17 protein-coding genes and 1 pseudogene are annotated in these 12,374 nt (G+C 55.2%); all 18 read left to right on the top strand.

What is annotated here, in order from left to right:
- The coding region (locus ACR0MJ_RS15555) for an elongation factor Tu (protein ID WP_480761655.1) at positions 1 to 768 on the top strand (768 nt) is incomplete at its 5' end.
- Between the two features lie 238 nt (positions 769 to 1,006).
- Complete coding sequence (locus ACR0MJ_RS15550) at positions 1,007 to 2,719, top strand: amidohydrolase (RefSeq protein ID WP_480761654.1); 1,713 nt, start codon at positions 1,007 to 1,009, stop codon at positions 2,717 to 2,719.
- A 55-nt stretch (positions 2,720 to 2,774) separates the two neighbouring features.
- A pseudogene (locus ACR0MJ_RS15545) lies at positions 2,775 to 2,882 on the top strand (EF-Tu C-terminal domain-related protein); the annotation flags it as partial.
- Between the two features lie 777 nt (positions 2,883 to 3,659).
- On the top strand, positions 3,660 to 3,974 hold the full coding sequence (gene rpsJ / locus ACR0MJ_RS15540) for a 30S ribosomal protein S10 (RefSeq protein ID WP_008756422.1): 315 nt from the start codon (positions 3,660 to 3,662) through the stop codon (positions 3,972 to 3,974).
- 18 nt (positions 3,975 to 3,992) lie between these two features.
- The gene (gene rplC / locus ACR0MJ_RS15535) at positions 3,993 to 4,718 is read left to right on the top strand and encodes a 50S ribosomal protein L3 (RefSeq protein ID WP_170515968.1); all 726 of its coding nucleotides are present in this window, start codon (positions 3,993 to 3,995) and stop codon (positions 4,716 to 4,718) included.
- On the top strand, positions 4,715 to 5,332 hold the full coding sequence (rplD, locus tag ACR0MJ_RS15530; RefSeq protein WP_010437039.1) for a 50S ribosomal protein L4: 618 nt from the start codon (positions 4,715 to 4,717) through the stop codon (positions 5,330 to 5,332). The genes rplC and rplD overlap by 4 nt, the downstream gene beginning before the upstream one ends.
- Entirely contained in the window at positions 5,329 to 5,625 is a 297-nt protein-coding gene (locus ACR0MJ_RS15525) for a 50S ribosomal protein L23 (RefSeq protein WP_009176651.1), read from the top strand. Before rplD ends, ACR0MJ_RS15525 begins: the two co-directional genes overlap by 4 nt.
- 167 nt (positions 5,626 to 5,792) lie before the next feature.
- Positions 5,793 to 6,284 carry a hypothetical protein gene (locus ACR0MJ_RS15520; RefSeq protein WP_480761652.1) on the top strand — a complete coding sequence of 164 codons (492 nt, stop codon included), beginning with the start codon at positions 5,793 to 5,795 and terminating at the stop codon, positions 6,282 to 6,284.
- Positions 6,262 to 6,642 (top strand): helix-turn-helix domain-containing protein, encoded by a 381-nt coding sequence (locus ACR0MJ_RS15515; protein ID WP_170609986.1) that lies wholly within the window; start codon positions 6,262 to 6,264, stop codon positions 6,640 to 6,642. The genes ACR0MJ_RS15520 and ACR0MJ_RS15515 overlap by 23 nt, the downstream gene beginning before the upstream one ends.
- Positions 6,639 to 7,112 carry a hypothetical protein gene (locus ACR0MJ_RS15510; RefSeq protein ID WP_170609984.1) on the top strand — a complete coding sequence of 158 codons (474 nt, stop codon included), beginning with the start codon at positions 6,639 to 6,641 and terminating at the stop codon, positions 7,110 to 7,112. Before ACR0MJ_RS15515 ends, ACR0MJ_RS15510 begins: the two co-directional genes overlap by 4 nt.
- A 233-nt stretch (positions 7,113 to 7,345) precedes the next feature.
- A complete protein-coding gene (gene rplB, locus ACR0MJ_RS15505; RefSeq protein ID WP_008757664.1) occupies positions 7,346 to 8,188 on the top strand; it encodes a 50S ribosomal protein L2 in 843 nt (280 codons plus the stop codon).
- Positions 8,189 to 8,191: 3 nt separating this feature from the next.
- Positions 8,192 to 8,470, top strand: coding sequence for a 30S ribosomal protein S19 (gene rpsS / locus ACR0MJ_RS15500; RefSeq protein WP_010437056.1), 279 nt, complete (start codon positions 8,192 to 8,194; stop codon positions 8,468 to 8,470).
- 3 nt (positions 8,471 to 8,473) lie between these two features.
- The gene (gene rplV, locus ACR0MJ_RS15495; RefSeq protein ID WP_039538267.1) at positions 8,474 to 8,854 is read left to right on the top strand and encodes a 50S ribosomal protein L22; all 381 of its coding nucleotides are present in this window, start codon (positions 8,474 to 8,476) and stop codon (positions 8,852 to 8,854) included.
- Positions 8,854 to 9,564, top strand: a complete 711-nt coding sequence (gene rpsC / locus ACR0MJ_RS15490) for a 30S ribosomal protein S3 (RefSeq protein WP_008758042.1) — start codon at positions 8,854 to 8,856, stop codon at positions 9,562 to 9,564. The genes rplV and rpsC overlap by 1 nt, the downstream gene beginning before the upstream one ends.
- Before the next feature lie 12 nt (positions 9,565 to 9,576).
- Complete coding sequence (rplP, locus tag ACR0MJ_RS15485) at positions 9,577 to 9,990, top strand: 50S ribosomal protein L16 (RefSeq protein ID WP_039538270.1); 414 nt, start codon at positions 9,577 to 9,579, stop codon at positions 9,988 to 9,990.
- Between the two features lie 161 nt (positions 9,991 to 10,151).
- The gene (locus ACR0MJ_RS15480; protein ID WP_480761650.1) at positions 10,152 to 10,700 is read left to right on the top strand and encodes an amino acid synthesis family protein; all 549 of its coding nucleotides are present in this window, start codon (positions 10,152 to 10,154) and stop codon (positions 10,698 to 10,700) included.
- 40 nt (positions 10,701 to 10,740) lie between these two features.
- Positions 10,741 to 11,361 carry a 2OG-Fe(II) oxygenase family protein gene (locus ACR0MJ_RS15475; RefSeq protein ID WP_480761648.1) on the top strand — a complete coding sequence of 207 codons (621 nt, stop codon included), beginning with the start codon at positions 10,741 to 10,743 and terminating at the stop codon, positions 11,359 to 11,361.
- Between the two features lie 54 nt (positions 11,362 to 11,415).
- Positions 11,416 to 12,198, top strand: coding sequence for an SDR family NAD(P)-dependent oxidoreductase (locus ACR0MJ_RS15470; RefSeq protein ID WP_480761647.1), 783 nt, complete (start codon positions 11,416 to 11,418; stop codon positions 12,196 to 12,198).
- The last annotated feature ends 176 nt before the right edge of the window (positions 12,199 to 12,374 follow it).

Here is a 12,374-nt window from a genome sequence, read left to right as displayed (position 1 = left end):
GACGACGAAGAGCTGCTGGAACTGGTTGAGATGGAAGTTCGCGAACTGCTGTCCAGCTATGAATACCCCGGCGACGATATTCCGATCATCGCAGGTTCGGCTCTGGCCGCAATGGAAGGCAACAACCCGGAAATCGGCGAAGAGAAGATCAAGGAACTGATGGCGGCGGTTGATGACTACATCGACACCCCTGAGCGTGAAGTCGACAAGCCGTTCCTGATGCCGGTTGAAGACGTGTTCTCGATTTCGGGCCGTGGTACCGTTGTGACCGGCCGTGTCGAGCGTGGCGTGATCAATGTTGGCGACGAGATCGAAATCGTCGGCATCCGTGACACTCAGAAAACCACCTGTACTGGTGTTGAAATGTTCCGCAAGCTGCTGGATCGCGGTGAAGCGGGCGACAACATCGGCGCCCTGCTGCGCGGTATCGACCGTGACGGCGTTGAGCGTGGCCAGGTTCTGTGTAAGCCGGGTTCGGTTACACCGCACACCAAGTTCGAAGCCGAAGCCTACATCCTGACCAAGGAAGAAGGCGGTCGTCATACTCCGTTCTTCGCGAACTACCGTCCGCAGTTCTACTTCCGTACAACTGACGTGACCGGCACCGTGACCCTGGCGGCTGGCACCGAGATGGTTATGCCCGGCGACAACGTCGGCTTCACCGTCGAGCTGATCGCCCCGATCGCGATGGAAGACGGCCTGCGCTTTGCGATCCGCGAAGGCGGCCGCACCGTCGGCGCCGGCGTCGTCTCGAAAATCATCGAGTAATCCGCGTAAGCGAATATACAAAGAAAGGGCGTCCCTCGGGGCGCCCTTTTTCGTTTTTGCCTAAGCCAACAGTAATGCTAACTTCTTTCGTATTGAGACATTGCAATTAGAAAGAGGTCATAAGATGCACTTTTGGGCGCGTTCAGTTTGTCTTGTCGCAGCGGTTGCTTTCTCATCTACCTCTGCGTCCTCACAACAGATTGCGGATCGGATCTATTTGGGCGGGCCAATTGTAACGATGAACGATACGGCTCCGTCCGCCGAAGCTGTCGCAGTCAAAGACGGGCGCATTCTTGCGGTTGGGTCGCTATCTGACTTGTCGGCGCATCAGGGTGAGGAAACCGAAACTTATGATCTGGAAGGGCGCGCGATGCTTCCGGGTTTCGTTGATAGCCACGGACACGTCTTCATGGGCGGCTTGCAGGCACTGTCCGCTAACCTTCTTGCGCCACCGGACGGGGATGTCATTGATATCGCCAGTCTGCAATCCACGCTGACTGACTGGGCCGAGGAGAATGCGCAAGCCGTTGAGCAGGTCAAAATGATCATCGGCTTTGGTTACGACAATGCTCAATTAAAGGAACTCCGTCACCCAACACGACAAGAGCTGGACATTGTGTCTGAGGACTTGCCTGTCGTCATTATTCATCAGTCTGGGCATATAGGTGTCGCAAACTCGAAAGCTTTGGAATTGGCTGGTATAACGGCGGCTTCCGAAGCACCTCCGGGCGGGGTGATCCAACGCGATGAGGCCGGAGAGCCAAACGGTGTTCTGGAGGAGTACGCGTTCTTTTCTGTTCTCGTTCCCTTGCTGGGAAATCTGGGTGAAGGGGGTCTGGCAGCATTTGCCCGAGCTGGAACCGACCTTTGGGCAAAGTTTGGATATACGACCGGGCAGGAAGGCCGATCATCAGGTCAGATTGTCGAGGTTCTCAGGAAAGTTGCTGCGGAAGAAGCTCTTCCAATCGATGTAGTAGCCTTCCCGGATGTTCTTGAGTCGAAAGAGTTTATTGGTGCGAACACTTCGAAAAGCTACGAAAACAGGGTTCGGGTCGGGGGCTGTAAACTTACAATTGATGGCTCGCCGCAAGGTTTTACCGCTTTAAGGGATCGACCCTATTATGATCCGGTTGGGAACTATGCCGCCGGCTACGCAGGATACGCAGCCATCACGATGGAGCAACTCCAGGACGCGGTGAATTGGTGTTACGACAACGATTTCCAAATCCTCGTGCATTCCAACGGTGAAGGGGCATCTGACATGCTGATTGCTGCACTCGAAGAGGCACAGATCAAGTATGGCGATCCCGGCAACCGCCCAGTTCTGATTCACGGTCAGTTTCTTCGCGAGGATCAAGTCGCAAGCCTTAAGCGCCTTGGTGTGTTTCCGTCGCTCTTTCCGATGCATACGTTCTATTGGGGCGATTGGCACCGGGATCATACGGTCGGGCCGATAAACGCAGAAAATATTTCGCCTACAGGATGGCTGCACGAGCGTGGCATGAAGTTCGGCACGCATCACGATGCGCCGGTGGCCTTTCCAGATAGCATGCGTGTACTTGCGGCTACGGTCACGCGTCGCACGCGGTCAGGTGACATTCTGGGGCCGCATCAGAGGGTCGATGTCATGACGGCATTGAAGGCAATGACGATCTGGCCTGCATGGCAGCATTTTGAGGAAGATGAGAAGGGCTCGATTGAGGTCGGAAAAGTGGCGGATTTTGTGATCCTGTCGGATGATCCCACGGCAGTCGATCCGGAGACTCTGGCTGAACTTGAGGTGCTGGTGACTGTCAAAGGGGATGAGGTTGTCTATGAAGCTGAGGAGGGCGTCAGAGAGGGCAATTTGCAATTCTCGCCATTTTCAAATGACCCTGTGATTGCTCATCTTTTCCTGCACGCGGTTTATCAAGGCATGAAGGTAGAAGATCCTTGGTTAGCGAGGAATTAGGTTAAGTTTTGATTGAAACAGACCGAAAATGGAGCCGAGGTGGACATGCGTATGGTTCGGCGTTGAGCTAATGGCACCGATCGCGATGGAAAACGGTCTGCGCTTCGCGATCCGCGAAGGCGGCGGCACCGTCGGCGCCGGTGTGGTATCGAAAATCATCGAGAAAGGCGCGCTTGTCGCACCTGGTTGCGGCAGGCGATTTTCCATGGAAAAATCTGCCGAGAGCAACTCAGTGAGGAAATCAAGAAGGCCGTCCCTCGGGGCGGCCTTTTTCTTGTAATCAGCTTCTGAAGTTGAAATAGACTTTTGTATGGCGAGTAGAGATCAGCTTTATGCAAAGTTCGGAATTACTGCGGAAACGGCACAGCTATTCGAGACTGCGCTCGGAACTGTTGTGTTGGCGAGCAAGGGACATAACAACAATTGGTACAGCGAACAGGACCCAAATGCGGCCGCAAGGGCTCTAGAAGTTATTGAATGCAGCACGTTGGGCAGAGTCCTGGAAATGCTAAAACAAGAATTGCGGTTTGAAGACGATCTAATCATCAAACAGTTCAAATGAGGCTTGGTCGCAAGAAACAAACTTTTTCACGGGTTTTTTGAGCGTCATAACTATAAGATTCAGTCCGAAGTGGGGCGGGATGATATGGTCGCTGACTTAGAAGAGTTGCATGAAGAGCTTTTTCAGTGCTGGAGGGTGGCTGATAGTCTCGCGAGTGCGCTTGCGGAAGAACTCATCACTGAAGAGCAGATTAAGAAGCACACTTCAGGTGAAAGTCCAATCAAATAGGCCTTGCCAAATCCCACCAACCCCACTAATACGCGCGAGTTCTCATCAAGAACATCAAGGCGGGATGATTCCCGCCTTTTGGGTTCGAAGAGGGTTGGCGATGCGCGTCTGTCCTCCTCTCAACCTCAACGCCTAAAAAAGGCTGTTAATATGCAAAGCCAAAACATCCGTATTCGGCTGAAGGCATTTGACTATCGCGTTTTGGATGCCAGCACGCAAGAGATCGTCAACACTGCCAAGCGGACCGGCGCGAACGTGCGCGGCCCGATCCCGCTGCCGAACAAGATTGAGAAGTTCACGGTTCTCCGTGGCCCTCACGTTGACAAGAAATCCCGCGACCAGTTCGAGATCCGTACGCACAAGCGTCTCTTGGACATCGTTGATCCGACCCCCCAGACCGTTGACGCGCTGATGAAGCTCGACCTCGCTGCTGGTGTGGACGTCGAGATCAAGCTGCAGTCGTAAGATCGGAGGGTATAGATTATGCGCTCTGGTATTATCGCAAAAAAAGTTGGCATGACCCGCCTGTTCATGGAAGACGGCAAGCAGATCCCTGTGACCGTTCTTCACCTGGACAACCTGCAGGTCGTTGCACAGCGCACCGCTGACAAAGACGGCTACACCGCCGTTCAGCTGGGTGCCGGTGCCGCCAAGGCAAAACGCACCTCGAAGGCCATGCGCGGTCACTACGCCGCTGCAAAGGTCGAGCCCAAGCGTAAGCTGGCCGAGTTCCGCGTCTCCGAAGATGGCCTGATCGATGTGGGCGCCGAGATTTCGGCAGAACACTTCCTGGAAGGTCAGAAAGTTGACGTTTCGGGCACTTCGATCGGTAAAGGCTTTGCCGGTGCGATGAAGCGTTGGAACTTTGGTGGTCTGCGCGCCTCGCACGGTGTTTCGATCAGCCACCGTTCGCACGGTTCGACCGGTCAGTGTCAGGATCCGGGCAAGGTGTTCAAAGGCAAGAAGATGGCCGGTCACATGGGCGCTGCCCGTGTAACCACCCAGAACCTGGAAGTCGTCAAAACCGACGCCGACCGTGGTCTGGTCTTCATCAAAGGCGCCGTTCCCGGACCGAAATCGGGCTGGGTCACCGTCAAGGACGCCGTCAAGAAGAAAGCACCGGAAGGCCTGCCTTTCCCGGCTGCTGTGAAATCGGCTGCAACCGAAGCGCCTGCGGAAGAAGCTCCCGCGGAAGGTGGTGAAGCATGAAACTTGATGTAATCAAACTGGACGGCGGCAAGGCCGGCAACATCGAGCTGGATGCTGACCTGTTCGGCCTCGAGCCGCGCGCGGACATCCTGCACCGTGTGGTCCGTTGGCAGCGCAACAACGCGCAAGCTGGCACCCACAAGGTCAAGACCCGCTCGGAAACCAGCTACTCGACCAAGAAGATCTATCGCCAGAAAGGCACCGGTGGCGCTCGCCATGGTGACCGTAACGCGCCGATCTTCCGTGGTGGTGGTATCTACAAAGGCCCCGTGGTTCGTTCGCATGGTCACGACCTGCCCAAGAAGTTCCGCAAGCTTGGCCTGCGCCACGCTCTGTCGGCAAAAGCCAAGGCAGGTGAACTGGTCGTAATCGAGAACGCCGAAGCCGAAGGCAAGACCGCCGCTCTGGCCAAACAGGTTGCAAACCTGGGCTGGAAACGTGCTCTGGTCATCGACGGCGCGACCGTGAACGAAGGGTTCCTGAAAGCGTCCAAGAACATCGAAGGTCTGGATATCCTGCCGTCGATGGGCGCAAACGTCTATGACATCCTCAAGCGTGACACTCTGGTGCTCACCAAAGCGGCTGTCGAAGCACTGGAGGCTCGTCTGAAATGAGCGCGAAGGCAGAACACTACGACGTGATCCGCAAGCCGATCATCACCGAAAAGTCGACCATGGCCTCTGAGAACGGCGCGGTTGTCTTTGAAGTGGCGATCGACAGCAACAAGCCGCAGATCAAAGAGGCCGTTGAGGCGCTGTTTGGTGTGAAGGTCAAAGCGGTGAACACCACCGTGACCAAAGGCAAGGTCAAGCGGTTCCGCGGCCAGTTGGGCAAGCGGAAAGACGTCAAAAAAGCATATGTGACCCTGGAAGAGGGTAACACCATCGACGTGAGCACCGGTCTCTGATCGAACCCGTCTTTGGAGAGAGATAAAGGCCCCCGCGCAAGCGGGGGTTTTTTTGTTGGTACCTAACTCAAGAGGATAGCAAGTTTGATTGTATTGGCTTGTTTGGCCACCCGTTGCACGATAGTCGTCTAGCAAATTTAACTTGTAGAAACCACTTGTTGATATATATGGCAACACTGTTAGAGTTATGTGAGTCGGGTCTACTGATAAAAATTGATCCGCTAGAAGATGATGAGCAACCTTGGAGAACGCTATATGCAACGCCTGAATTTGTTGAATGGCTTGACGCTGTCCTTCCGGTCATGGACCACAATGAACTTTATTCAAGTTTGTTGCCAATCGAACAGGTGTTCGCAGTTTTCCACGAATTTGTTTCCGGCGACGAGTTCTCTACGGATCGCCGCTTCAAAAAACTAAACTTCAATCCTGAACAGTATGTTTGGGAGATAAAAACGGATGACGTACGAATCTTTGGTTGGGTGCCGCAAAAAGACGCCTTTGTCTGTTGTTACGGTGACAGCGCGGATCAAATCAAATTGCTTGATCTTTACAGTAGGTACGTAGCTCAAACATCTCACGTTCGACATGAAATCGATTTGGACGAGCCGAAGTGCTGCCAGAGCAAGGAGTATGGTGATGTCATATCAACTAAAGATTGACCCTAAATCACGCAAAGCAGCCAAATTTATTTCTCAGCTCCAGAAGAAATTGCAAGCTGAGTTAGTTGCATCAGGAATGACACAGCAAGAAGTCGCTGAAGTGTTGGGAGTCGATCGGTCGGTGGTAAATCGACGCTTAAAAGGTAGTGCGAACTTGACTGCTAGATCGATTGCAGAGTTTGCTTACGCGTTTGACAAAGAAATCGACCTTGAGTTCGTCGAGAAAGATCGTCGGGAAAAGACAAACTCTACTGAGGCGACTTCAAATGTGATCGATTTGCGGCAAGAAGCACAAAACTCACCAACTGGAAACCTCGTCTCCGGATTGACGTTTAGAATTGAAAGTGCGGCGTCGTGAATTCAGAAGCATATGGCACGACAGTCTTCTGCGATGACATTAGGTACGAAACTAATGGCAAGCTGACATTGATCGGGTGCTACACCGGCGAGATGAACTTCTCTGGACCGGCTCCAGGTTTGCTGCCCAACTTTGGTGCGCTTGTTAATTTGAGGGTACCGATAAATGTCGAGATCAATACTATTAAACTCTGTGTCTACCTTGAACTTGCGAGTTCTCGGGATGAGATTTTTAGTACTGAAATTGAGATTACGGACGAACAGCGAAAGAGTGCATTTGCTGGGACTGAAAATGAACGCCCAGAGGACAAAGTCCTCTCTATGACGTTTCCTCTCCACTGGTCACCACTTCCGGTGAATGAAAAGGGGAGGATTAAGGTGAGAGCGTACTTGGACAATGATATAGAGGTGCGACTTGGCACCCTAAAAATGAACTTTGTCGAAGGTGATGGCAAAGGCGAAGAAGCCTAAAGGTTCTTGAGGGCTTGAGGGGCAAAAGGGAACAACGAAGTTTCTGCTTCAATCCCCTATAGACACCCACCCCCAACCCTGTTACACGCTCCCAATCTTGCGGCCTCGGATTCGTTCCGGGGCCTCTGATATTTGTAACCGGGGACCTTCGGGGCCCTATGCCCTTGGCACCTACGGGGGCCTATCACATAGTGGGGAAACTCCCTGCACTTGCTAAACGGAAGACAGAAAGCATGGCACTCAAGTCGTACAAGCCGACGACGCCGGGCCAGCGCGGGCTGGTGCTGATCGACCGTTCGGAGCTTTGGAAAGGACGTCCGGTCAAGTCTCTCACTGAGGGTTTGACCAAATCGGGCGGCCGGAACAACACCGGACGGATCACTTCACGCCGCCGCGGCGGTGGCGCAAAGCGTCTCTACCGGATCGTTGACTTCAAACGGAACAAATTTGATGTCGCGGCAACCGTCGAGCGGATCGAATATGACCCGAACCGGACCGCATTCATCGCACTGGTAAAATACGAAGACGGCGAGCAGGCATATATCCTGGCTCCGCAGCGTCTGGCTGTTGGTGACAAAGTCGTGGCATCCGCCAAGGCCGACATCAAGCCGGGCAACGCAATGCCGTTCTCGGGCATGCCCATCGGTACCATCGTCCACAACATCGAGATGAAGCCTGGTAAAGGCGGTCAGATCGCACGTGCGGCCGGTACATACGCTCAGTTCGTTGGTCGCGATGGCGGCTACGCTCAGATCCGTCTGAGCTCGGGCGAGCTGCGCATGGTCCGTCAGGAATGCATGGCCACCGTTGGTGCCGTGTCCAACCCCGACAACAGCAACCAAAACCTCGGTAAAGCCGGTCGTATGCGCCACAAGGGCGTTCGCCCGTCGGTTCGTGGTGTTGCAATGAACCCGATCGACCACCCGCACGGTGGTGGTGAAGGTCGTACCTCGGGTGGCCGTACGCCGGTTACTCCGTGGGGTAAGGACACCAAGGGTAAGCGTACCCGCAACAAGAACAAAGCGTCCCAGAAGCTGATCATCCGCTCGCGGCACGCCAAGAAGAAGGGACGTTAATCTATGTCTCGCTCTGTTTGGAAGGGTCCTTTCGTCGATGCTTACGTGCTGAAAAAAGCCGAAGCAGCGCGCGAGTCGGGCCGCAACGAAGTCATCAAGATTTGGTCGCGTCGTTCCACCATTCTGCCCCAGTTCGTGGGTCTGACCTTTGGTGTGTACAACGGCCATAAGCATATCCCCGTCAACGTCTCGGAAGACATGATCGGTCAGAAGTTCGGTGAATACTCGCCGACTCGTACCTATTACGGTCACGCCGCTGACAAAAAAGCGAAGCGGAAGTAAGTCATGGGCAAGGAAAAGAACCCCCGCCGCGTGGCTGAAAACGAAGCAATGGCGAAAACGCGCATGCTCCGTACTAGCCCGCAGAAACTGAACCTGGTTGCGCAGATGATCCGCGGCAAGAAAGTTGAGAAGGCTCTGACCGACCTGACTTTCTCGAACAAGCGTGTCGCGCAGGACGTCAAGAAGTGCCTGCAGTCTGCAATCGCCAACGCCGAGAACAACCACAACCTGGATGTCGACGAACTGATCGTCGCCGAAGCCTGGGTTGGCAAGAACCTGGTCATGAAGCGCGGTCGTCCGCGTGCCCGTGGCCGTTTCGGCAAGATCATGAAGCCGTTCTCGGAGATCACCATCAAGGTGCGTCAAGTTGAGGAGCAAGCCTAATGGGACATAAAGTCAATCCGATCGGCATGCGCCTTCAGGTCAACCGCACCTGGGACAGCCGCTGGTACGCCGACACCAAGGACTACGGTGATCTTCTGCTGGAAGACCTCAAAATCCGTGAGTTCATCAACAAAGAGTGCAAGCAGGCCGGTGTTGCCCGTGTGATCATCGAACGTCCGCACAAGAAGTGCCGCGTTACGATCCACACTGCACGTCCCGGTGTCATTATCGGCAAGAAAGGTGCAGACATTGAAGTTCTGCGCAAAAAGCTTGCTCGCATGACCGACAGCGAATTGCACCTGAACATCGTCGAAGTGCGCAAGCCCGAGCTTGACGCGCAGCTGGTTGCCGAGTCCATCGCTCAGCAGCTGGAGCGCCGCGTCTCGTTCCGCCGCGCGATGAAGCGGTCGGTTCAAAACGCCATGCGCATGGGCGCCCTGGGTATCCGGGTGAACGTCGCTGGTCGTCTGGGCGGCGCCGAAATCGCTCGGACCGAGTGGTACCGCGAAGGCCGCGTGCCTTTGCACACCCTGCGTGCCGACATCGATTACGCACATGCCGAAGCGATGACTCCCTACGGGATCATCGGGATCAAGGTCTGGATCTTCAAAGGTGAGATCATGGAGCACGATCCGCAGGCACGTGACCGTAAAGCACAGGAACTCCAGGACGGCCCTGCACCTCGTGGTGCTGGTGGCGGTCGTCGCTAAGGAGGGAAAGATATGCTTCAACCAAAGCGTACTAAATTCCGCAAGATGCACAAAGGCCGGATCAAGGGGCTCGCCAAAGGCGGTTCCGATCTGAACTTTGGCACCTACGGTCTGAAAGCACTGCAGCCCGAGCGCGTCACCGCGCGTCAGATCGAAGCTGCACGTCGTGCCATGACCCGTCACATGAAACGTCAAGGCCGCGTCTGGATCCGGATCTTCCCGGATACTCCCGTGACCTCGAAGCCGACCGAAGTCCGTATGGGTAAAGGTAAGGGCTCCGTTGACTTCTGGGCAGCGAAAGTAAAGCCCGGTCGTGTGATGTTCGAAATTGACGGCGTCAATGACGACATCGCCCGCGAGGCCCTGCGCCTGGCCGCGATGAAGCTGCCGATCAAGACGCGCGTTGTGGTCCGCGAAGACTGGTAAGCGATTGGGGCTTTGACCCCACTCGTTACAAGAATGACCCTCGTCGGGAAACCGGCGGGGGTTTTCTTTTGGCTCGGCAGCCCGTGATTTCGTGGGTCCTGAAAAACGTCGACCTCCAGCCACCCCGCCTCTAGGCTAACTTGCAGGAATGGGAGGGCCCTATGGTTCAGCTACGCAAAAAGATGCTCATTAAGGAAGTCATAACCACCGACCAGTTGGGCCAACCTTGTGATCCGATAAGTCGGGTTGCAGCGATGGCGGTGATGCAGAACCCTTTGGCCGGGCACTTCTCGGACGATCTTTCAGAGTTGTTCGAGATCGGCGCCATTCTGGGTTCGGAACTCGCCGCAGAGGCAGTTTCTCAGCTTGATGGGCCGCCGGTTTCGTACGGCAAAGCCGCGCTTGTCGGCATGAACGGCGATCTTGAGCAGGGCGGCGCGGTGATCCACCCCAAACTCGGTGCGCCCATGCGCGCTGCGGTGGGCGGAGGTGAGGCGGTGATACCGTCCAACGCCAAGCTGGGCGCGCCAGGTTGCGCGATTGATCTTCCGCTGGGGCACAAGGACAATCCGTGGTCGTTCGATCATTTCGACACGATGACGCTGAACATCCCAGATGCGCCGAAACCGGATGAGATCGTGCTGTGCCTCGCCTATGCCGACGGAGGTCGCCCGATACCGCGCTGTGGCAAAGGGCCCATCAAGACCTAAGCGGCTGGTCTTGCTGAGAGGGCTGGGGTATGCCCGGCCCATGGCACAAATTGAATCACTCTTCGTCACACGACTCTATCGCGCAGCCTTGTCCGAGTTCGATCCCAGGATCGACGCGGAGGAATTGGAAAGTTCATGCTTCGTCATTGCTGAAGATGATGAGGCCGGGCAGGACTGGTGTGAAGCGAACGCATACCCCGGCTACACCAGTTATGCTTCGCTGACCGATTTGCCTTGGCGATTTCCGATATTTGCCGATCTTGTCAAAGTGCTGGATCAGCACGTCGCTGCTTTTGCCAGGGATTTGGAGTTTGATCTGGACGACCGCGCGTTGAAGCTTGAGGATCTGTGGATCAATATCCTGCCCGAGGGCGGAATGCATGCCAGTCACCTGCACCCTCACAGTGTCATTTCGGGCACGACCTATGTGTCCATGCCGGAAGGGGCCAGTGCACTGAAACTGGAAGACCCACGTTCGGGCCGTATGATGGCCGCCCCGACGAGGCTGAAAGGCGGGCGTCGGGAATTGCAGCCTTTCATCTATATGAAGCCGCAGGTGGGCGACGTCCTGCTGTGGGAAAGCTGGCTGCGCCACGAGGTGCCGATGAATATGGCCGAGGACGAGCGGATCTCTGTAAGCTTCAACTATAAATGGGAGTGAAGCGTCTTAAAGCGACAAGGTGAAAGCGCTCCAGTTACTTCGTCGGAGGATACTATGACCAAAACAGCTCTCGTCACAGGCGCATCATCCGGAATTGGCCGGGAATTGGCACGTTATCATGCGTCGCGAGGCGGTAATCTGATCATCAGTGCGCGACGCGGAGATGCGTTAGATGCCCTCAGATCAGAGCTTGAGGCCGCCCACGATGTTACTGTCACTGCGATTCCGCTTGATCTGGGTGCTGTTGGAGGCGCGGAAAAACTTTATGAGGCCGTCAAGTGCAAAAACCTGACGGTCGACTACCTGATCAACAATGCTGGATTCGGAGGGCATGGGGCTTTTTTGGATCGCCGCCTTTCGGACGATCTGGATATGATCCGGCTGAACGTCGAAGCCCTTGTCTCTCTGTGTCATCTGTTCGGCACGGATATGATCAGTGGCGGTGGCGGAAAGATACTGAATGTCAGTTCGACTGCGGCGCATATGCCGGGTCCATTGCAGGCGACCTATTTTGCCACCAAGGCCTATGTTTCGAGTTTCAGTCAGGCGCTCGCGGAGGAGCTGAAAGGTAAGGGCGTCACTGTGACGGCGCTGGAGCCGGGCTATGTCGTGACCGAATTTGCTGCTGCGGCAAATCTTGAGGGCACGAAGCTTGTTGCCCAAAAAGGGGCGACCGCTGAGGCCGTGGCCAAAGTCGGCTATGACGCCATGATCGATGGGAAGCTCACGGTGATCAACGATAAGTCGCTCGCGTTTGTGCTGGGTTGGGTCATGCCGTTGCTGCCGCGACGCGCGCGCCTGAAAATGGTTCGGAAAATGCAGGAGAAAGGTGCCTGAGCACTTGGCCGCGTTTGTCGGGATCCAGAAAGGTCGCGGTAGTGATCTGCTGCCCGGTTTCAGAGGGCGGCGGTAATTTGGAAACAGGTAGTTTCATCTGCTCGAAAACGGTTTGAAACTTTCCCTTGCCACCCACCCTCTAAACCCTTATACGGCGGCATCCTGCGATCTCCCGG

Source organism: Ruegeria sp. C6 (assembly GCF_056537625.1).
This window is presented reverse-complemented; position numbering and strand designations above follow the sequence as displayed.